This window comes from uncultured Comamonas sp., assembly GCF_964277875.1.
Taxonomy (GTDB): domain Bacteria; phylum Pseudomonadota; class Gammaproteobacteria; order Burkholderiales; family Burkholderiaceae_C; genus Comamonas; species Comamonas sediminis.
Window position 1 is genome coordinate 67,034 of sequence record NZ_CAXYJV010000007.1, and the last position, 19,961, is coordinate 86,994.

16 protein-coding genes are annotated in these 19,961 nt (G+C 65.0%); 11 read left to right on the forward strand and 5 right to left on the reverse strand.

Going from position 1 to position 19,961, the window contains the following annotated elements:
• Positions 1-17 precede the first annotated feature (17 nt).
• Complete coding sequence (hppD, locus tag ACHWUQ_RS03290; protein WP_239809581.1) at positions 18-1,142, reverse strand: 4-hydroxyphenylpyruvate dioxygenase; 1,125 nt, start codon at positions 1,140-1,142, stop codon at positions 18-20.
• A 218-nt stretch (positions 1,143-1,360) separates the two neighbouring features.
• Between hppD and ACHWUQ_RS03295 the strand changes: the two genes are divergently transcribed.
• The 4 genes from ACHWUQ_RS03295 to ACHWUQ_RS03310 all read left to right on the forward strand — a co-directional run bounded on the left by ACHWUQ_RS03295 (position 1,361) and on the right by ACHWUQ_RS03310 (position 6,142).
• Entirely contained in the window at positions 1,361-1,858 is a 498-nt protein-coding gene (locus ACHWUQ_RS03295) for an Lrp/AsnC family transcriptional regulator (protein WP_239809580.1), read from the forward strand.
• A 216-nt stretch (positions 1,859-2,074) separates the two neighbouring features.
• Positions 2,075-2,827, forward strand: a complete 753-nt coding sequence (locus ACHWUQ_RS03300; RefSeq protein WP_394680340.1) for a GNAT family N-acetyltransferase — start codon at positions 2,075-2,077, stop codon at positions 2,825-2,827.
• A 124-nt stretch (positions 2,828-2,951) separates the two neighbouring features.
• Positions 2,952-3,836, forward strand: a complete 885-nt coding sequence (locus ACHWUQ_RS03305) for an HlyC/CorC family transporter (RefSeq protein WP_021028764.1) — start codon at positions 2,952-2,954, stop codon at positions 3,834-3,836.
• Between the two features lie 158 nt (positions 3,837-3,994).
• Complete coding sequence (locus ACHWUQ_RS03310) at positions 3,995-6,142, forward strand: prolyl oligopeptidase family serine peptidase (RefSeq protein WP_394680341.1); 2,148 nt, start codon at positions 3,995-3,997, stop codon at positions 6,140-6,142.
• On the opposite strand, the gene ACHWUQ_RS03315 is transcribed toward ACHWUQ_RS03310, so the two are convergent.
• Both ACHWUQ_RS03315 and ACHWUQ_RS03320 read right to left on the reverse strand, forming a co-directional pair.
• Positions 6,139-7,449, reverse strand: coding sequence for an MFS transporter (locus ACHWUQ_RS03315; RefSeq protein WP_394680342.1), 1,311 nt, complete (start codon positions 7,447-7,449; stop codon positions 6,139-6,141). The genes ACHWUQ_RS03310 and ACHWUQ_RS03315 overlap by 4 nt on opposite strands.
• A gap of 83 nt (positions 7,450-7,532) precedes the next feature.
• The gene (locus tag ACHWUQ_RS03320; protein WP_394680343.1) at positions 7,533-9,629 is read right to left on the reverse strand and encodes a TonB-dependent siderophore receptor; all 2,097 of its coding nucleotides are present in this window, start codon (positions 9,627-9,629) and stop codon (positions 7,533-7,535) included.
• Positions 9,630-9,971: 342 nt separating this feature from the next.
• Here ACHWUQ_RS03320 and lnt point away from each other — a divergent pair, with 342 nt between their 5' ends.
• The 7 genes from lnt (at position 9,972) to ACHWUQ_RS03355 (ending at position 18,106) form a co-directional block, all read left to right on the forward strand.
• Entirely contained in the window at positions 9,972-11,489 is a 1,518-nt protein-coding gene (gene lnt, locus ACHWUQ_RS03325) for an apolipoprotein N-acyltransferase (protein WP_394680365.1), read from the forward strand.
• Between the two features lie 293 nt (positions 11,490-11,782).
• Entirely contained in the window at positions 11,783-12,313 is a 531-nt protein-coding gene (gene fabA, locus ACHWUQ_RS03330; RefSeq protein ID WP_208300988.1) for a bifunctional 3-hydroxydecanoyl-ACP dehydratase/trans-2-decenoyl-ACP isomerase, read from the forward strand.
• Positions 12,310-13,530 carry a beta-ketoacyl-ACP synthase I gene (gene fabB / locus ACHWUQ_RS03335; RefSeq protein WP_312835333.1) on the forward strand — a complete coding sequence of 407 codons (1,221 nt, stop codon included), beginning with the start codon at positions 12,310-12,312 and terminating at the stop codon, positions 13,528-13,530. Before fabA ends, fabB begins: the two co-directional genes overlap by 4 nt.
• A gap of 339 nt (positions 13,531-13,869) precedes the next feature.
• Positions 13,870-14,778 (forward strand): glycine--tRNA ligase subunit alpha, encoded by a 909-nt coding sequence (glyQ, locus tag ACHWUQ_RS03340; RefSeq protein WP_116926715.1) that lies wholly within the window; start codon positions 13,870-13,872, stop codon positions 14,776-14,778.
• Positions 14,779-14,797: 19 nt separating this feature from the next.
• Positions 14,798-15,328 carry a metal-dependent hydrolase gene (locus ACHWUQ_RS03345; protein ID WP_312530333.1) on the forward strand — a complete coding sequence of 177 codons (531 nt, stop codon included), beginning with the start codon at positions 14,798-14,800 and terminating at the stop codon, positions 15,326-15,328.
• Entirely contained in the window at positions 15,328-17,460 is a 2,133-nt protein-coding gene (glyS, locus tag ACHWUQ_RS03350) for a glycine--tRNA ligase subunit beta (RefSeq protein WP_394680344.1), read from the forward strand. Before ACHWUQ_RS03345 ends, glyS begins: the two co-directional genes overlap by 1 nt.
• Before the next feature lie 85 nt (positions 17,461-17,545).
• A complete protein-coding gene (locus tag ACHWUQ_RS03355; RefSeq protein ID WP_394680345.1) occupies positions 17,546-18,106 on the forward strand; it encodes a histidinol phosphate phosphatase in 561 nt (186 codons plus the stop codon).
• 82 nt (positions 18,107-18,188) lie between these two features.
• Here the strand turns inward: ACHWUQ_RS03355 and hemE are convergent, their stop codons facing one another.
• Together hemE and ACHWUQ_RS03365 are read right to left on the reverse strand one after the other, a co-directional pair.
• The gene (gene hemE, locus ACHWUQ_RS03360) at positions 18,189-19,304 is read right to left on the reverse strand and encodes a uroporphyrinogen decarboxylase (RefSeq protein WP_312835336.1); all 1,116 of its coding nucleotides are present in this window, start codon (positions 19,302-19,304) and stop codon (positions 18,189-18,191) included.
• Between the two features lie 100 nt (positions 19,305-19,404).
• Positions 19,405-19,929: a MarR family winged helix-turn-helix transcriptional regulator gene (locus tag ACHWUQ_RS03365; RefSeq protein ID WP_394680346.1), complete on the reverse strand. Its 525-nt coding sequence runs from the start codon at positions 19,927-19,929 to the stop codon at positions 19,405-19,407.
• Positions 19,930-19,961: the final 32 nt, after the last annotated feature.

Genomic DNA, 19,961 nt, shown 5'->3' on the forward strand with positions numbered 1-19,961 from the left:
CGACCGTTCAATTTTTCCTATAGCACCCCACGGCGCATCTGATCGAGCTCAATGCTCTCGAACAGCGCCTTGAAATTGCCATTGCCAAAACCGTCGTCGCCCTTGCGCTGGATGAACTCGAAGAAGATGGGGCCGAGCTGGTTTTCGCTGAAGATCTGCAGCAGCAACTTCTGGCCGGTGCCATCGATCAGGATCTTGCGCTTTTTCAGCTCGGCCACGTCCTCGCCATGGTCGGGCAGGCGCTTGTCGACCAGCTCGTAGTAGGTGTCGATGGTGTCGAGCAGCTTGACGCCGCCGGCACGCAACCGGTCCACGGTTTCATAGAGGTTGTCCGAGCCCATCGCGATGTGCTGGATGCCTTCGCCGTTGTACATATCCAGGTATTCCTGGATCTGGCCGGCCTTTTCCTTGCCCTCTTCGTTGATGGGGATGCGGATCTTGCCGCAGGGACTGGTCATGGCCTTGCTCTTGACGCCGGTGACCTGGCCTTCAATGTCGAAGTACTTGATCTCGCGGAAATTGAACAGGCGCTCGTAGAAGCCGGCCCATTCGTCCATGCGGCCACGGTGCACGTTGTGGGTCAGGTGGTCGATATAGGTCAGGCCATGGCCATGCGGGTTCAGCGCTTCCTCGGCGCTGACGCCGGGCAGCGGCTCGAAGTCCACATCGAAGAAGCCGATGTTGCCGATGTCACCGGCTTGTGCGCCGTTCTTGCCGCGCCAGCGGTCCACCAGGTAGATCAGGCTGTCGCCAATGCCCTTGATCGCGGGGATGTTCAGCTCGCCCGGGCCGGCCTGGCCGGCATAGCCCCAGGCGCCCAGGCCCAGTGCGCGTTCGTAGGCGGCCTTGGCGTCCTGCACGCGGAAGGCGATGGCACAGACGCTGGGGCCGTGGAGGCGGGCAAAGCGCTGGGCAAAGCTGTCGGGCTCGGCGTTGATGATGAAGTTGATCTCGCCCTGGCGGTACAGGGTCACGTTCTTGTGGCGGTGGCGCGCGACGGGTTTGAAGCCCATCGATGTAAAGACCTTGCCCATCGCGACCGGATCGGGTGCGGCATATTCGATGAACTCGAAACCGTCGGTGCCCATGGGGTTGTCCCAGGTCGTGAACTCAATGGTCTGGTGGGGAATGGCGGCGGTCATCGCGGGTCTCCTGTGGATCGTCTCTGGTGGCGCCAGCATCGGCTGGCTGCTGTGGCTCCACTGTACCGGCCTTGGTGCGCAGCATTTTGGCGATTTATCCCAGTCTCATCGCATGTAAAGCCTGTTTTATGTGATCTTGCCGGAAATCAAGCATTAAAATTGCGTGATCCTGTTGTGTCGCGCTGCTGCGGTGCAGCAAAACCATCCGGACCGTTGCCATGACCACCACTGCCTACCCCCTGGACAAGCTTGACCGTGCCATCCTGCAGCGCCTGCAGCTCAATGGCCGCGAGACCTATGACGTCGTGGGCGAGCAGGTGGGCCTGTCGTCCAGCGCGGTGCTGCGCCGGGTCAAGCGCCTCGAAGAGGTGGGGGTCATCGAGCGCTATGTGGCGCTGGTCAAGCCCGAAGCGGTGGGGCTGTCGATGACGGCCTACCTCAATGTGCGGCTGGAGAAGTTCACCGAGGCGAGCAAGCGCAACCCGCTCGATCTCTTCCGCGCCAGCGTGCAAAGCTGGCCCGAGGTGGTGGAGTGCGTGGCGCTGACCGGCGACATGGATTATCTGCTGCGCGTGGTCGTCGCCGACATGGCGCACTACAGCCGCTTTGTGTTGGACACCTTGCTGCGCCACCCTGCCGTGCAGGATTGCAAGACCAGCTTTGTGCTGGACCGTGTCAAGCTGACCACAGCTTTGCCAGTGCTGCCCGGGGTCTGAGACCTGTTACTTTTTGCGCCAGCGCAAACCGCGCTGCAATCGCCAGGCCGTTGAGCGGCCCGTTGAAACTGCATGCCCCAGTGCCCGCGCCCAGCGCAAAGCCGCATGGCTGCGGGCATTGAATACCCTTTGTAAGCGCGGGGTAAGCCATAGGCACGAAATATGCTGCATCGCAGCATGATTGATAATACACGGGTTAACCCGTATATTTACCCCATGATCACGACGAAAGAATGGTTCCCTTCATCCGTTGCGAACGGCATGATGGCGTTTTTCCCCTTCTTTGGCCGGTGGGGCGAGAGCCCGCAGCTGCCCGACGGCAAGAAGCCACGACCTTCCGCCTCTATGGTTCCTATCCGCGCCCTCAGCGAGCGTCACCGCCCACGCATCCTCGCCCACCTGCTGAGCCTGGATGCGCAGGACCGCTATCTGCGTTTTGGCTACCAGGCCAGCGATGCGCAGATTGAGCGCTATGTGGACGGGCTCAACTTCGAGCGTGACGAGATCTTTGGCATCTACAACCGCAGCCTCAAGCTGATTGCGATGGCCCATGTGGCCTATGCGCCACCGTCGTCGGACATGGCCAGCTGCGCCGAGTTCGGCGTCTCCGTGCTCAAGTCCGGCCGGGGCAAGGGGCTGGGCAGCCGCCTGTTCGAGCGCGCCGCGATGGACGCCCGCACCAAGGGCGTGCAGATGCTGTTCATCCATGCACTGTCGGAGAACACCGCGATGCTGAAGATTGCCCGCAAGGCCGGCGCCACCGTGGAGCGCGATGGCTCCGAGTCCGAGGCTTATCTGAAGCTGCCGCCCGCAGGCTTTGACACGCGCATGGCCGACCTGGTCGAGGACCAGATGGGCGAGATGGACTACCAGTTCAAGAAGCAGGCGCGCCAGTTCTGGGATTTCCTGTCCACCGTGCAGGAAGTGCGCCGTGACGTGCAGCAAGGCAGGCACAAATCGGGCCAGTGAGCGCCCGCGAGGCAGTGGTGGGGGTGCTGCGGTGCTGAATAATTCGGCAGCGATTTCGGAGGAAATCCGCAATCCGTTATGCTGATCGCTTGTTTCACTACCGCACGTCCTGCATTCCAAGACAGTGTCAGACCCCCATCCCTCGCGCTTCCCTGACAAGGAAGACAAACGCACCTTTTTTCAGAAGGTCGCCGAACTGATTCACCCGGCTCCGGACTCCCCGGACGAGTTGATCGAAACCCTGGCCGAAGCCGAAAGCAACGATGTCATCAACGCCGACTCCCGCGTGATGCTGGAGCGGGTCATCCGCATGGAAGACATGACCGCAGGCGATGTGATGGTGGCCGCACCGCGCATGGACCTGGTCGACATCGAGGCCGACTATGAGTCGGTGCTGCACACCGTCATCAACACCGCGCATTCGCGATTTCCGGTGTTCCAGGGCGAGCAGGAAAACATCATTGGCATTCTGATGGCCAAGGACCTGCTCAAGCTGCAACGTTCCCCCCAACTCAATCTGCGTGCGCTGCTGCGCCCGGCGGTGTTTGTGCCCGAGAGCAAGGGCCTCAACGACCTGCTGCGCGAGTTCCGGGGCAACCGCAACCACCTGGCCATCGTCATCGATGAGTTTGGCCGTGTTGCCGGCTTGGTCACGATTGAAGACGTGCTCGAGCAGATCGTCGGCGAGATCGAGGACGAGTTCGATCTGCCCGAAGACGAGGGCGACATCTTCGCGCTGGCCGATGACACTTTCCGCATCTCGGGCGATACGCCGGTCGAGCGGGTGGCCGACGAGTTCAACGTGGTGCTGGAGAGCAGCGACCCCGATGAATCGTTTGAGACCATTGGCGGCCTGATTGCCCATGAGCTGGGCCATGTGCCCAAGCGCGGCGCCCACATCATGCTGGGTGGCCTGCACTTCGAGGTGCTGCTGACCAAGGGCGGCGCAGTGCGCTGGTTCCGCGTGCAGCGGGCCGCGCCGGTATCGGACCCGGCCGCAGACGCCTGAGCCAGCGCCGGCCAGGCGCCCATACCGCCTGCAGCCAGGCAGCCAACCATGGCAGCGAATCCCGGTTCGCTGCCATTTTTCATGGACGCTCGCTGGGCCTGCGCGGTGTTTGGCCTTAGGGACTGGGCTGTAGCACAGCCTCCCTAAAATGCTGCACCATGCCCACGATTGCACAAGCCCCCACCTCGGCGCCTGCCGCTGACCCTGCCGCCAAGGCCGCCCAGCCGGTTTGGCCGGCCCTTGCCGCCCCGCATGCGGCGCCCCAGGACCACTGGATTGAACAGCTGGGCCGCCGCCGCAATGATGACTTTGCCTGGCTGAAGTACATCCCCGAGACCGGCACGCGCAGCATGGACCAGCTGCCCGAGCTCTTGGGCAGCCTGCTGCAGGCCGAGCGCGAATATGCGCAGCAGATGCTGGCGCCACTGGCCGCACCGGCGCAGCGCTTTTACGATGCGATGGCCGCCCATGTCTGCAGCACGGAGCTGGTGCCGCCTGCCGCGCAGCAAGGCTGGGCTTACAGCAGCCGGCCAGGGGCGGGCGGCCAGCGGGTGTTTGTGCGCAGCCATTCGGATGGCCGGGTGCAGACCCTGGTCGACGAGGCCGTGCAATCGCAAGGCCATGTGTACTACCGCGCGACCGACCACCAGGCCAGCCCCGATGACCGCTACTACGCCTGGGCCGAAGACCTGATCGGCAATGACCGCCACCGCATCTGTGTGCTTGACACCCACACGGGCCAGACCCAGGTGCTGGTAGAGGGCGACGCCTTTGGCTATGGAGGGCTGACTTTTTCGCCGTCGTCGCAGGACCTGTTCTGGATCTGGCGCGATGCGCACAGCCGGCCCTCGCGCCTGTACCGCAGTGCGCTGCAGGGCGGGCAGCCGGTGCTGGTGCATGAGGAATCAGACCCGGCGCTCTTCATGCGCGTGGTGCGCACAGCGGCCAACGGTTTTGTGGTGCTGAGCCTGTTCGGGCCGGACACCAGCGAGGTGCGTCTGATTGCTGCTGGCCAGGAGCATGCCGCGCCCCGCGTGCTGCACCCGCGCGAGCGCGGCATCCGCTATGAGGTCAATGAATGGGATGGCAGCCTGGTCGCGCTGACCAATGCCGGGGGCGCCACCGACCGCCAGATTCTGCGGCTGGACCCGGCGCAGCTGCAGCCGCAGCACACCTTGGCCCCGCACCGGCTGGGCGTGCCCATCACCATGATGCAGCCCTTTGCCAGCACCCTGGTGCGGCTGCAACGCGTCGATGGCCTGCCCCAGCTGGTGCTGCTGCAGCGTGACGGGACGGAGACCACCATCGGGTTTGACGAGCCCGCCTACAGCCTCGAACTTTTGCCCGGCCAGCACTGGGATGCCAGCCATGTGCGCATCAAGCACCAGACGCCGGCCCAGCCGCCGCGCTGGCTGGACATCCGCCTGGCCGACGGCCAGATCACCGCCGTGGGGCGCGAGACCTGGAGCGGGGTGGATCCGGCGAACTACCGCATCGAGCGGCTGCAGGCCCGTGCCGATGATGGCCAGTGGGTGCCGCTGACGGTGCTCTCGCGCAAGGACATCGATGCCAGCCAGCCCCAGCCGCTGCTGCTGACGGGCTATGGCGCCTATGGCATTGCGCATGAGGCTTCGTTCTCGCTGCCGGCGCTGGCCTGGGCCGATGCCGGCTACCGCTATGCGATTGCCCATGTGCGGGGCGGCTCCGAGAAAGGCCATGGCTGGTACCAGGGCGGCTGCCGCGCGCACAAGCGCAACTCGTTGACCGACTTCATCGCCTGCGCGCAGCATCTGCAGCGGCTGGGCTACAGCACGCCGCAGCAGACGGTGGCGCACGGCATATCGGCCGGCGGCCTGCTGGTCTGCGGCGCGATGAACATGCGGCCCGGGCAATGGGCTGGCGTGATTGCACAGGTGCCTTTTGTCGACATGCTCAATACCATGAGCGATGCCGGCCACCCGCTGGTACCGCTGCTGCGGCCGGATTGGGGCGATCCGCTGTCCGATCCTGCCGCCTATGACTACATCGCCGCGCTGTCACCCTACGAGAACGTGCGCGAGGCGTCGTATCCACCGCTGCTGTGCACGGCGGGCTTGAAGGATGACCGGGTGCCTTACTGGGAGCCGGCCAAGCTGATCGCCAATGTACGCCGCCGCTCCACCAGCACGGCACCGGCCTTGCTGCTGCTGAACCCGGACAGCGGCCACCAGGAAAGCGACCAGCAAGAGAGTGTGCTGGGCCAGGCGGCGCGCCTCTGGGCTTTTGCCCAGCACTGCGCGTTGGCCGGCAAGCCGCCAGCCGTTTAGACCGGGTCGCCCGCCCGGGGGCGGTTGCGCTGAAACAGCGCCCAGGCGCACCAGGCGGACACCAGCAGCGCCGGCACTGCCGTGACCGAGATGGCACTGAGCAAATGCCCCTGCACCACCCAGGTGGAGATAAAGCCCGCCAGCAGCGGGCCCAGCGCGCTGAACACCGAGACCACAAAGCTCCACAGCGCAAAGATGCGGGCGCGCAATGCGGCGGGGGTGAGGTCCTGCAGCATTGTCGGCACCAGTGCATTGGCGGTGCAGGTGATGAAAAGAAAGAGCCCCACCACGACAAAGGCCTGCGGCAGCGATGCGGTGGAGAACAGCATCAGGATGGCCGGGATGGCCAGCAGCGCGCAGACGCCCATGACGAGCGGGCGCACCGCCTGGCCCAGGCGCCGGGCGAGCCAGCGGTCCAGCCCGGCCACCACCGGCAGGCAGCCCAGGGTGCTGACCAGCAGGATCGGGCCCATCACCTCGCCAATATGGGCGGGCGTGGCCGCAAAGCGCCGCTCCAGCGCCAGGGCGATCAGCTGGTTGAGGCCTTGCACGGCAATCATCAGGCTGCCGGCAATACCGACAAAGAGGCCGATGGGCTGCCAGCGCGCACGCAGGAACTGGCGCAGCGAGGCACCGCTGGCCCCATCACTGCTGGCGATGTAGCGCGGCGGATCGGCGGTGAACAGGCCTGCCAGCAGCAAGGGCAGGCCGGCCGCCGACAGCAGCAGGAAGGCCTTGCGCCAGGCGTCCAGGTCGCCTGGAATGAGTGCGACGGCCGCACTCTGGATGCCACCGGCAAAATAAAAGCCTGCGCTGGCGCCGCTGGAGACCAGGGCCGCAAAGCCCAGGTTGGCCAGCACGCGGTGGCGCTGCGGTGCCAGGTCGGGGATCATCGAGTAGACCAGCGGCACCATCGCAAACTCGGTGATACCGGCGGCCGAGCGGCCGAGAAAGAAAAGGGGGAAGTTGGGCGCCAGCGCACTGAGCACCATCATCGCGGTGGAGGCGGCAATCAGACAGAGCAGCACGCGCTTGCGCGAGAAACGGTCAGCAAACCGCGCCAGCGGAATCGCCAGCGCACTGCCCACCAGCACACCGGCGAGGCCCTGCAAGGCGCCAATGGCGGCATCGCTGATCGCAAAGCTTTTCTGGATGGCCGACAGCGAGATGGCCTGCAGGCCATAGTCGCTCATCTGCACCCCGGCGGTAAGGCCCAGAAAAACGACCGTCAGCAAAGCGCGAACGGACCACTGCGCGGGTCCGGTGCCGGCGGCAGAGGGGGCGGCACTGCCGGAAGAAGTCGTCATGGAAAGGGAGGCAGAGAAGAAGCCACATCCAGTGCCGCGGGCGCTGCCCGCAGCACTGGCACGATGCATTCCATCTTAGTGGCTTACTTCCACTGGTACTGCAGCTGCACATCGACGGTGCGGCCACCGCCGTAGTAGCAGTAGAAGTCACAGCCGCTGACATAGGTCTTGTCGGTCAGGTTGCGGGCATTGAGTTGCAGCGCCCATTCGCGGCTCAGGTCGTAGCGCACCATCAGGTCCAGCAAGGTGTAGCCGGAGATGCGCTTGCCAGGGCTGTAGCGCTGGTCTTCGGTCTGGCCGTTGTAGCGGGCACCGGCCGCCACCGTCAGCTTCTGGCTGTTGGCCAGGCTCAGGCTGTGGCTCAGCCACAGGCTGACCTGGTTGTCCGGAATCAGCGGTGTGCGCACGGTCTGCGTGGTCGAGATGTCCTGCTTGGAGTTGTTGTGCGTGTAGGCCGCCTTGACGGCAGTCGCCGCACCCAGCTTGAAGTCGCCTTGCAGCTCGATGCCCTTGTTGGTGCGCTTGCCCGATTGCGTCTGGATGTTGGAGGCGTCCGAGATCAGCGCGTTCTTTTCCTTGATGTCAAAGTAGGCGAGGGTCAGGGTGCCATTGAGCCAGGTGGGCTCCATCTTCAGACCGATTTCGCTTTGCTTGCCTTCGTAAGGCTTATAGGTCACGCCTTGGCTGTCCACACCGGCGATGGGCTTGAAGGATTCCGAATAGCTGATGTAGGGCGAGACACCGAAGTCGGTGATGTACATTGCGCCCAGGTTGACGCTGTTCTTGCTGACGTCGTAGGCCGCATCCGAGCCGCTGACCGAGCCGGTGTTCTTGGCTTTGTCATGGCGGAAGCCGAGGTTGAAGTTCCAGTGGCTGCCGACGCGCAACTGGGTGGAGGCATAGGCGCCCCACTGCTTGGAGTGCAGGCCATAAGGCGTACCGGTGATGTCGAAAGGCGCGCCGTAGACGGGGTTGAACATGTCCAGCCCCGGCACGAAGCCGAAGCCGTTGTTCAGGCCATCGGTATCGGACTTGAGGTAGTCGATACCGAAGGTGGGCAGCAGCTGGATGCTGTCGGACAGCTTGAGCTTGCCGGTGATGCGGTTGTCCAGGTAATGGCTCTTGGAGGTGCCGTCGGTGTAGGTGTAGCCGCGCGACAGCGTACGGTCGCCGTCCGAGCCATAGGCAAAGGTGTTGACCTGGTCCAGATCGAGGTGGGTGTATTTGTAGTTCTGCGTGAACTTCCAGTCGCTGTTGATCTGGTGGCTCAGCAGCCAGCCCAGGCTGGACTGGGTGCGCTTGAGGTGGTCCACACCGGGCTCGCCTGCGTTCAAGCGGCGGTCGATGCGGCCATAAGGCGTATCGGTGATGGTGCCGTAGGCGGGCAGGAAGCCGTTGGTGGGGCGGCCATCTTCGCGCTGCACGCTGCCCAGCAGGGTCAGCGAGGTTTGGGGCGTGAACTCCATCGTGACGCTGGGCGCCAGGTAGTAGCTCTTCATGTTGGTGTCACGCTGCTGGCCGTCTTCGCGGCGTGCCTGCGCTACCAGGCGGTAATACACGGTGCCATCGGCATTGGCGATGTCGTTGTAGTCGATGCCGGCGCCCAGGCGCTTTTGGTTGCCGACTTCGGTGTTCAGCTGCAGTGCGCGTTCCTTCTTGGGGCGCTTGGTCACCAGGTTCACAACGCCGCCGGACTCGGATGCGCCGAAGACCAGCGAGTTGGCGCCCTTGACGACTTCCACCGTTTCCACGCCGAAGATTTCGGGCTTCCAGACAAAGTAGCCATTGGGCGATGTGGGGGTGCCGTCCAGCGACACCGAGGCGTCAAAGCCACGGATCTTGAACCACTCGACCTTGTTGTCCGCGCCAAAGGGCTCGCTGACCACGCCGGCCTGGTACTGCAGCGCCTGGTCCAGCTTGCGGGCACCCAACGCGTCGATCTGGTCCTTTTGCAGCACGGCACTGGAGTTGGGCGCATAGAAGTCCAGGCTTTGCAGATCGTTGACCGAGCCGATCACGGTCACGGTCTCCAACGTGGTACTGGGGGCGCTGGCCTGGGCAGAGGCTGGCGCCGTTTCTGGGGTGTCTGCGGTTTGTGCCAGCGCAGGGGCGGCAAAGCCGATAGCGCCGATGGCCAGCAGAACGGCGTGGACCACCGGGGTGTAGCGTGCGTATTGCATGGTGTTCGGGAGGGGAAGGGGAACGGGAGGAGGATAAGCAGTTTGTAATTTTATATTGCAATCGATAATTATTCTCAAATGCATTCTCTTTTGTCGCTAATTCGCCGCATTTGCCTCTTTCTATCAGGTGTTGCCGCGTGGGGTGGCTGCCGCCTGCGCGGGGCCCGCTGCGGCAGGCACTACGCAGGGGGATCGCGTATAGTGCGCCCAGCGGCCGTGCCCGTAGAGCGCGCGGTGGTGTTCCCTGCCAACCCTGATCGACCTGTGCCCGCTTCCTATTCTTCCTATTCCCTGTTTGAGTCACCGCGCCGCTTTCCGTGGTGGTGGGTCTGCCTGGCCTTGATGGCCGGGGTCCTGCAAGCCTGGTCGTTGGCCTGGCCCTGGCATACCGGTGGTTTTCCGGGGCATCATGGCCAGCCGCTGTGGTGGCTGCAGTGGCTGTCGCTGGCGGTGCTGCCTGCCGCGCTGCTGCGTGTGCAGCGGCCCTGGCATGGGGTGTTGATCGGCTGGGCCTTTGCCTGCGCCTGGCTCTGCGCCACCTTCTGGTGGCTGTTCATCTCGATGCATACCTACGGCGGACTGCCGGCACCGCTGGCGGTTCTGGCGGTGCTGGGCCTGGCCGCTTTTCTGGGGCTCTACTACGCGGTGGCCTGTGGCTTGTTCGTCGCTTGGCGGGGTGAGCGGCTGGCGGGTGCGGTGCTGCTGTTTGCAGCGCTGTGGTTGCTGGCCGAGCTGGCGCGCGGCCAGTGGTGGACCGGATTTCCCTGGGGCGCGGGCGGCTATGCCCATGTCGAGGGACCGCTGGCCAGTCTGGCGCCCTGGATGGGGGTCTATGGCATTGGCGCGGTCGCATCGGCTGCTGCGATGTGGCTGGCCGGTCTGCGCGGCGCGCATATCGCCCGTTGGCCAGGCTATGCCGCGCTGTTGGCAGTGGCCGGGGTACTCTGGCTGGCCCAGCGCCTGCCCCAGGCGCCGGTGGCGGCGGCGCCCAACAAGCCGGTATCGGTGGCCTTGCTGCAAGGCAATATCTCGCAGGGCGAGAAGTTCCAGGCCAGCTCGGGCATTCCGATGGCGCTGGCCTGGTATGCCCAGCAGCTGCAGCAAAGCCAGGCGGACATGGTGATTGCGCCCGAGACCGCCATCCCGGTGCTGCTGCAGCAAACCCCGCATGGCTACTGGCAAGAGCTGCAGCAGCGCTTTGCCAGCGGCCAGCAGGCCGCGCTGATCGGTGTGCCGCTGGGCGATTTTGAGCAGGGCTATACCAACTCGATGGTCGGCCTGGTGCCAGGCCAGCCCGAGGCCTACCGCTATGACAAGCACCACCTGGTGCCGTTTGGCGAGTTCATCCCGCCGATGTTCCGTTGGTTCACCGATTTGATGCAGATTCCGCTGGGCGATTTCAACCGCGGCGGCATGAGCCAGCCCTCGCTGCCCTGGGCAGGCGAGCGCTGGGCGCCCAATATCTGCTATGAGGATCTGTTTGGCGAAGAGCTGGCCAGCCGCTTTGTCGACAACGCACAATCGCCGACGATCATGGTCAATGCCAGCAATATCGCCTGGTTTGGTGATTCGATCGCGATCGACCAGCATTTGCAGATCAGCCGCATGCGGACCCTGGAGTTGGCGCGGCCCATGCTGCGTGCCACCAACACAGGCGCCACCGCCGTGATCGACCGGGCTGGCGTGGTCCAGCAGATCCTGCCGCACCAAAGCCGGGCGGTGCTGCAGGCGCAGGTGCAGGGCGTCGATGCAGGCCCTACCTGGTTTGCCCAGTGGGCGGGCCGGTGGGGGCTATGGCCGCTGTGGGGCCTGGGTGTGCTGGTGGTATTGGCGGCCTGGCTGGGCCGGCGGCGCCGGTAACGCACGCGGCACCGTGCAGATGCAGATGCCGTCTTAAGAAAGCACGTTACCAGCAGATGGCGGCACCTCTCCAGGAGGCTTGCCGCCCCGGCACTACCCCAACGGGTACCCGTTGCAAATGTAACTGCTGTTAAAAAACGCAGATAGCCGGGGTTTGGTGGACAAAGCACAGCGCACTCCACGGCTTTGTCTCGCACGTTCGGGCCCAGAAGCGGGATAATGCGTACCTGCAGGTAATGGTGCCTGGGCACCATCAGAGAAATGCGGCGGAGTGACCGCCACCAGAAGTTGGACTGACAATGGCTGAATCTTTTTCCTATGAACAACTGATTGCCTCCGGTGAGGGCAAGTTGTTTACCCCTGAAAGTGGCCGTTTGCCACTGCCGCCGATGCTGATGTTCGACCGCATCACGGAAATCAGCGAAAACGGCGGCGCGCACGGGCTGGGAAAAATTGTGGCCGAGCTCGACGTCAATCCCGACCTGTGGTTCTTCAAGTGCCACTTCCAGGGCGACCCGGTGATGCCGGGCTGCCTGGGTCTTGACGCCATGTGGCAATTGATCGGCTTTTACCTGACCTGGCTGCGCCTGCCAGGCCGGGGCCGCGCCCTGGGTGCCGGTGAGGTCAAGTTCACCGGCGAAGTCGGCCCCGACGTGAAGCTGGTAACCTACGAAATCGACATCAAGCGCGTGATCAAGCGCAAACTGAACATGGCCATTGGCGACGCACGACTGCTCGCCGACGGCAAGGAAATCTATGTCGCCAATGACCTGCGTGTGGGGTTGTTCCTGCGCGAGGGCGACGGCAAGGAAAACGCAGCATGAAGCGTCGGGTGGTTATTACAGGGGCCGGCATCGTCTCCTGTATCGGTGTGGGGCTGGAGGCCGTGGAGACTTCGCTGCGCGAAGGCCGCTCCGGCATCGATCACATGCCGGTGTTCAAGGAAATGGGCCTGCGCAGCCAGGTCGCGGGCATTCCGCGCATCAATGTTGAAGACTTCATTGATCGCAAGCAGCTGCGCTTCATGGGAGATGCTGCCGCCTACGCGCAGATCTCGCTGCAGCAAGCGATTGCCCAGGCAGGCCTGTCACCCGAACAAATCAGCCACCCGCGTACCGGATTGATCATGGGCTCGGGCGGCGGCTCGCCGGCCAACCAGATCGAGGCGGCCGATACCCTGCGTGAAAAAGGCATTCGCCGCGTCGGCCCCTACCAGGTCACGCGCTGCATGGGCTCGACCGTGTCGGCCAACCTGGCGACCAATTTCAAGATCAAGGGCATCAACTACTCGATCACCTCGGCCTGCTCGACCTCGGCGCACTGCGTGGGCGCAGCCGCCCAGCAGATTTCCTGGGGCATGCAGGATGTGATGTTTGCCGGCGGCGGCGAAGAGCTGTCCTGGGGCCTGGCCATCCTGTTCGATGGCATGGGCGCGATGTCCAGCAAGTTCAACGACGACCCGACCAAGGCCTCCCGCCCCTATGACACCGACCGCGATGGTTTTGTCATTGCCGGCGGCGGCGGTGCGCTGGTGCTCGAGAGCCTGGAGCATGCCCAGGCCCGTGGCGCCACCATCCTCGGTGAGATCGTCGGTTTCGGCATCTCGTCGGACGGTGAAGACATGGTGGCGCCTTCGGGCGAAGGTGCGGTCGCCGCGATGGCCCAGGCCATTGAAGGCCTGGACGCCCCGATCGACTACATCAACACCCATGGCACCTCCACCCCGGTGGGTGATGTGCCCGAGCTGCACGCGATCCGCAAGGTGTTTGGCGACCGTGTTCCGCCGTTCTCGTCGACCAAGTCGCTGACCGGCCACTCGCAGGGCGCCACCGGCGTGCAGGAAGCGATCTACAGCCTCATCATGCTGATGAAGGGCTTCATCGCCGGCTCGGCCAATGTGGACCATCCCGATCCCGCCGTCGGTGATATGCCGCTGGTCACGAAGGCGCGCGTGGCGGAGTTGAAGCAGGTGCTGTCCAACAGCTTCGGCTTTGGTGGCACCAATGCCTGCCTGGTGCTCAAGCGCTGGGATGCAGCCTGACCGGCTCCCCTCCACAACCCCTCTGACCAAGCGCCTTCGGGCGCTTTTCTTTTGCGGGCGCAACAGTGCCTGGGCTGCTATCAAAATGAGATCGCTGATGCAGCGCAGGCGCGGCGCCAGCACCCGCCAGCGTGGGCGGCCTGCGGCGCCCGGCGGTGCTGGCCCCTGGTGCGCTCGGCTATCGCCGCCCAGAGCGCGGCTGAAAGCACTAAAATCAAATGTTTTTGACCGCTTTGCTGGTGCAGACAGGCAGCAAGGCATGCATGCAGTCCGATCTTGCCGCTGCGCGCCCACTTCGCGGGCCGCCAGCAGCAGGCTGCGTCCACCACCAGACTCTCCATGTTGAATTTCCAACAAATCATTTTGAAGCTGCAGCAGTACTGGGCCGACCAGGGCTGCGCGCTATTGCAACCTTATGACATGGAGGTGGGTGCAGGTACCTCGCACACCGCCACCTTCCTGCGCGCCATCGGCCCCGAGCCCTGGAAAGCCGCCTATGTGCAGCCCAGCCGCCGTCCCAAGGATGGCCGCTACGGCGAGAACCCCAACCGCCTGCAGCACTACTACCAGTTCCAGGTGGTGCTCAAGCCCGCGCCGGCCAACATCCTCGACCTGTACCTGGGCTCGCTCGAAGCGCTGGGCTTTGACCTGAAGAAGAATGACATCCGGTTTGTCGAAGACGACTGGGAAAACCCGACCCTGGGTGCCTGGGGTCTGGGCTGGGAAGTCTGGCTCAACGGCATGGAAGTGACGCAGTTCACCTATTTCCAGCAAGTGGGCGGTATCGATTGCAAGCCCGCGACCGGCGAGATCACCTACGGTCTGGAGCGCCTGGCCATGTACCTGCAAGGCGTGGACAACGTCTACAACCTGCAGTGGACCGACGGCCTGACCTATGGCGATGTCTACCACCAGAACGAGGTGGAGCAGTCCACCTACAACTTCGAGCATTCCGATGCGGAGTTCCTGTTCCAGGCCTTTGGCGCCCATGAAAAGCAGGCCAAGCTGCTGATGGAGCAGCAACTGGCGCTGCCCGCCTATGAGCAGGTGCTCAAGGCCGGCCACACCTTCAACCTGCTCGATGCGCGTGGCGCCATCAGCGTGACCGAGCGGGCCGCCTACATTGGCCGCATCCGCAACCTCGCGCGCGCCGTGGCGCAGAGCTACTACGACAGCCGCGAGCGCCTGGGCTTCCCGATGGCGCCGCGCGAGTGGGTGGCGCAGATCCCGCCCAAGGCTGCCGCCTAAACCCCCTGCCGCGCTGCCCATGCCCACGATCTTCACGCATGTCGCCGTACCGGTTGCCGCAGCGCTGGCGCTGGGCAGCCGCCGTGTGCCGCCCAGCATGCTGCTGGTGGGCGCGCTGGCCGCGATTGCGCCTGATTTCGACGGCATTCCCTACCAGTTCGGCAGCGCCGGCAGTGGCATCTGGGCCCACCGCGGCATCACCCACACGGCCTTGTTTGCACTGCTGATGGGCCTGCTTGGCCTGGGGCTGGCCCGCTGGTGGAATGTGCCGCGCCTGGCCGGCTTTGCCTGGGTGTTTTTCTGCACCTTGTCGCACCCCTTGCTGGACATGATGACCAGCGGCGGCAGCGGCATTGCCTTGTTGTGGCCGTTGAGCTCCGAACGTTTTTTCAGCCCTTGGCGACCGATTGCCGTCTCGCCGATCGCTGCAGACCGCTTTTTCTCGCAGCGCGGTGTGCAGGTCCTGGTCAGTGAACTCTACAACGTATGGTTCCCGCTGCTGACCCTGGGCCTGTCCATCTTCGCGCTGCGCCATACCCGGAAATCCTGATGACTTCCTCTCCCAATCTTCTGGTTGAACTGTTTGTTGAAGAGCTGCCCCCCAAGGCGCTCAAAAAGCTGGGCGATGCCTTTGCCCAGGTGCTGCTGCAGCAATTGCGTGCGCAGGGCTTGGCCGGTGACCGCTCGCAGCTGACGGCCTATGCCTCGCCGCGCCGCCTGGCTGCACTGATCAGCGATGTGCTGCCGCGCGCCGCTGACAAGCAGGTCTCGCAAAAGCTCATGCCGGTGGCCGTGGGCCTGTCGGCCGATGGCCAGCCTACGCCGGCCCTGCTCAAGAAGCTGGCTGCGCTGGGCGCGGACGCCTCGGTGGTGCCGCAGCTCAAGCGGGCCCAGGACGGCAAGGCCGAAGCGCTGTTCTACGACAGCACGGCCGCTGGCGTCAGCCTGGCCGAAGGCCTGCAAAAGGCGCTGAGCGAGAGCATCGCCAAGCTGCCCATCCCCAAGGTCATGACCTACCAGCTCGAAGGCAACTGCGAATTGCCCGGCTGGAGCAGCGTGCAGTTTGTGCGCCCGGCGCACGGTCTGGTGGCCTTGCATGGCACCGAAGTGCTGCTGTCGATCGAAGCGCTGGGCCTAAAGGCCGGCAACACCACGCATGGCCACCGCTTTGAAGCGCTGGTGGATCCGCTGGTGATCAGCGATGCCGACAGCTATGCCAAGACCCTGGCCGAGCAGGGCGCAGTGATTGCCAGCTTTGACGAGCGCAAGGCCGAGATCGTGCGCCAGCTGCAGGCCGCAGCCGAGCGCGTGGGCGGCGGCGTCAAGCCGATCGACGACGAAGCGCTGCTGGACGAGGTGACCGCCCTGGTCGAGCGTCCGCATGTGCTGGTCTGCGCCTTCGAGAAAGAGTTTCTCGACGTGCCGCAAGAGTGCCTGATCCTGACGATGAAGGCCAACCAGAAGTACTTCCCGCTGCTGGCCGCCGACGGCGCGCTGACCAACCAGTTCCTGGTGGTGAGCAACATCAGCCCGGCCGATGCATCGGCGGTGACCGGCGGCAACGAGCGCGTGGTGCGCCCGCGCCTGGCCGATGCCAAGTTCTTCTTTGACCAGGACCGCAAGAAAACGCTGGCCTCGCGCGTGGACGCGCTGGACAAGGTCGTCTACCACAACAAGCTGGGCACCCAGGGTGAGCGCGTGCAGCGTGTGCGCGCCATTGCCAAAAGCATTGCGCAGCAGCTGGGTGCCACCCAGCTGGGCAAGCAGGTGGACCAGGCCGCGCAGCTGGCCAAGACCGACCTGATCACCGACATGGTCGGCGAGTTCCCCGAGCTGCAGGGCACGATGGGCCGCTACTACGCGCTCAACGACCAGCTCGACACGGCAGTGGCCGACGCCATTGAAGACCACTACAAGCCGCGCTTTGCCGGCGATGTGCTGCCCCGTGGCGACGTCGGCGTGATCGTCGCGCTGGCCGACAAGCTCGAAACCCTGGTCGGCATGTTCGGCATTGGCAACCTGCCCACCGGCGACCGCGACCCGTTTGCGCTGCGCCGCCATGCGCTGGGCGTCATCCGCATGCTGGTCGAGAAGGACCTGCCGCTGGACCTGGACACCTTGCTGGTCAGCACCTTGCCCGCCTTTGGTGACAAGATCGAAGATGCCAGCGCCGCGCTGTCCGACTTCATCTATGACCGCCTGGCCGGCAGCCTGCGTGAGCAAGGCTTTGGCGCCCAGGAAGTGGACGCCGTGCTGGCCTACCGCCCCCAGCGCCTGGCCGACGTGCAAAAGCGCCTGGAAGCCGTGCGCGCCTTTGCCGCACTGCCCGAGGCTCCGGCACTGGCCGCCGCCAACAAGCGCGTGGGCAATATCCTGAAGAAGGCCGATGGCCCGGTTCGTGCCCATGTGGGCGAAGCGCTGCTGCAAGAGCAGGCCGAGAAGGACCTGTTTGCCGCGCTGCAAACCGTTGCGCCCAAGGCCGATGCCCAGTTTGCCGAAGGCGATTACACCGCCAGCCTGCAGACCCTGGCTGCGTTGCGCACGCCCGTCGATGCCTTCTTTGAGCATGTGATGGTGAATGCCGAAGACCCGGCGCTCAAGGCCAACCGCCTGGGCCTGCTGGCGACCCTGCATGAGGCCATGAACCGCATCGCCGATCTGTCGCGCCTGGCCGCCGCCTGATAAGCTCGATGGACGCGCAGCCATCGCGCGTGGCTGCCGCCCGCCAAGGCCAAGGGCCGCAGCCTGTCTTCTGAGGGAGCCTGTGATGAAACTTGCGATTCTCGAGCGCGACGGTATTGTCGGCCAGCCCGTGCCGGGCCAGCTGAGCGGTCACCAGGACTGGCAGAGCATGCCCGATGCGGCCATCAGCATCGCCCGGCTCAACCTGTCTGGCTGGCATGTGGTGCTGGTCGCCAACCAGCCTGGTCTGGGGCGGGGCCTGTACGACTGCGCCGCGCTCAACGACTACCACCGTCAGATGTACAAGGAGCTGGCCACCGTCGGCGCCAAGGTTGATGCGGTGTTCTTCTGCCCCCATCCACCCGATGACCACTGCGACTGCCTGGACGCCCAGGCCGCGCTGCTGCGCCAGATCCTGGACCGCTTCAACATGGAAGCGGGCAAGGTCGCAGTGATCGCCCGCAGCGCCAGCCTGCTGCAGGCTGCAGCCGGCCTGGGCGCGCGCCTGCACTGGGTCTCCGTGCCCGGCGGGCCGGATGCCGAGACGGCGCTCTGCCCATCGCAGGAGGCGCAGCAGCATGCCAGCATGGTCCAGTGCACCGAGCACCTGCTGCAAAGCATGATGAGTCGGCCGCCGCAGGCTTGAGAGCAGGTTGCTCCCACGATGCACAAAGCCCCGCATGGCGGGGCTTTTGCTTGGGCGATGCAGCAGCGCTCAGCCGCCGCCATTAAGTACGCATCGCACGCGACTGGCTATGCACCGCTTCCACCAAGGCCGCCACGTGCTCGGGCGGGGTGAACTGGCTGATGCCGTGGCCCAGGTTGAAGATGTGCGTGGGGCCGGGGCGGCTGGTGTCGGTGTGGGGCGTGCCAAAGCTCTCCAGCACATGGCGTACCTGCTCGGCGATGCGCTCGGGCGGTGCAAACAGCACATTGGGGTCGATATTGCCTTGCAGCGCCTTGCCGGGGCCGCCGGCTTCGCCGCCGACGATCGCGCGGGCCTTGCCGAGGTTGGCGGTCCAGTCCAGGCCCAGCACCTCGCAGTCCAGATCGCGCATCTCGGGCAGCCAGATGCCGCCGCCCTTGGTGAACACGATGCGGGGCACGTCGCTGCCATCGGTGCCGTGGCGCTTGAGCTGGCTCAGCACGCGCTTGGTGTAGGCCAGGCTGAATTGCTGAAATGCGCCATCGGCCAGCACGCCGCCCCAGCTGTCAAAAATCATCACGGCCTGCGCACCGGCATCGATCTGGGCGTTGAGGTAGGCGGCCACGCTGTCGGCATTCACCGCCAGGATGCGGTGCATCAGATCGGGGCGGCTGTACATCAGCGACTTGACCTGGCGGTAGTCATCGCTGCCCTTGCCTTCGACCATGTAGCAGGCCAGGGTCCAGGGGCTGCCGGAAAAGCCGATCAGCGGCACGCGGCCATCGAGCGCACGGCGGATGCTGGTCACCGCATCGAACACATAGCGCAGCTTGTCCATGTCCGGCACGGCCAGCGCCTGCACGGCGGCTTCGTCGCGCACCACCTTGGCAAAACGCGGGCCCTCGCCTTCGGCAAACGACAGCCCCAGGCCCATCGCGTCGGGCACGGTCAGGATGTCGCTGAAGAGGATGGCGGCGTCCAGCGCAAAGCGCTCGAGCGGCTGCAAGGTCACCTCGGTGGCGTAGTCCACATTCGTCGCCAGCCCCATGAAGCTGCCAGCGCGCGCGCGCGTGGCCTTGTACTCGGGCAGGTAGCGGCCCGCCTGGCGCATCAGCCACAGGGGGGTGTAGTCCGTCGCCTGGCGGCGGCAGGCGCGCAGGAAGGTGTCGTTGGTCAGCGGTGCAAATGTCGTGCTCATGGGCAGGGATTGTCGCGCAGTTGCCGATGCCTGGGCAGCGATGCCGGTTTGCCAGGGTAGGGTATGGAGCCAGGCGCGCAGATCGCGCGCCTGCGGTGGCTCAGCCCAGGGGGTTCTGGCGGTGTCCGGACTGGCGCGGCGGAAAGGCCGCGTCGCTGGCCTCGTCCTGCGCGGCCCGGCTCGCCTGCTGCTGCAGGCGGTGCAGGCTCTGGTCCAGCTGCTGCAGGGCATCGGCATCGAGCGCGGCCACCAGATCGGTGTTGATGCGCCGCACCTGGGGCAGCAGCGCATCATGCAGGCGCTGGCCGGCGGGGCTCAGCTGCAGCGCCGCGCGGCGGCGGTTGCCCGTCTCGGTGGATTTGTGCAACAGGCCCTTGGCCTGCATCGACGCAATGGCGCGCGAGATGCGGGCCCGGTCAAGTTCGAGCAGATCGGCCAGTTGCGAGGGCTGCAGACCGGGCTGGCGCGCCAGCCACATCAGCACACCCCATTCGCGCCGGGTGATGCCGTAGTGGCGCTCGCACAGCCGCGTGACCAGCCGGCCCGCCGACGCGGTGAGCTTGGCCAGGCGGTAGAGCAGCAGGTCGCTGGGCTGCTGCGGATCGGCGAGGGGGCTAGGCGGCACTGCGGGTAAATCCGGGCGATGGTTGATTAGAA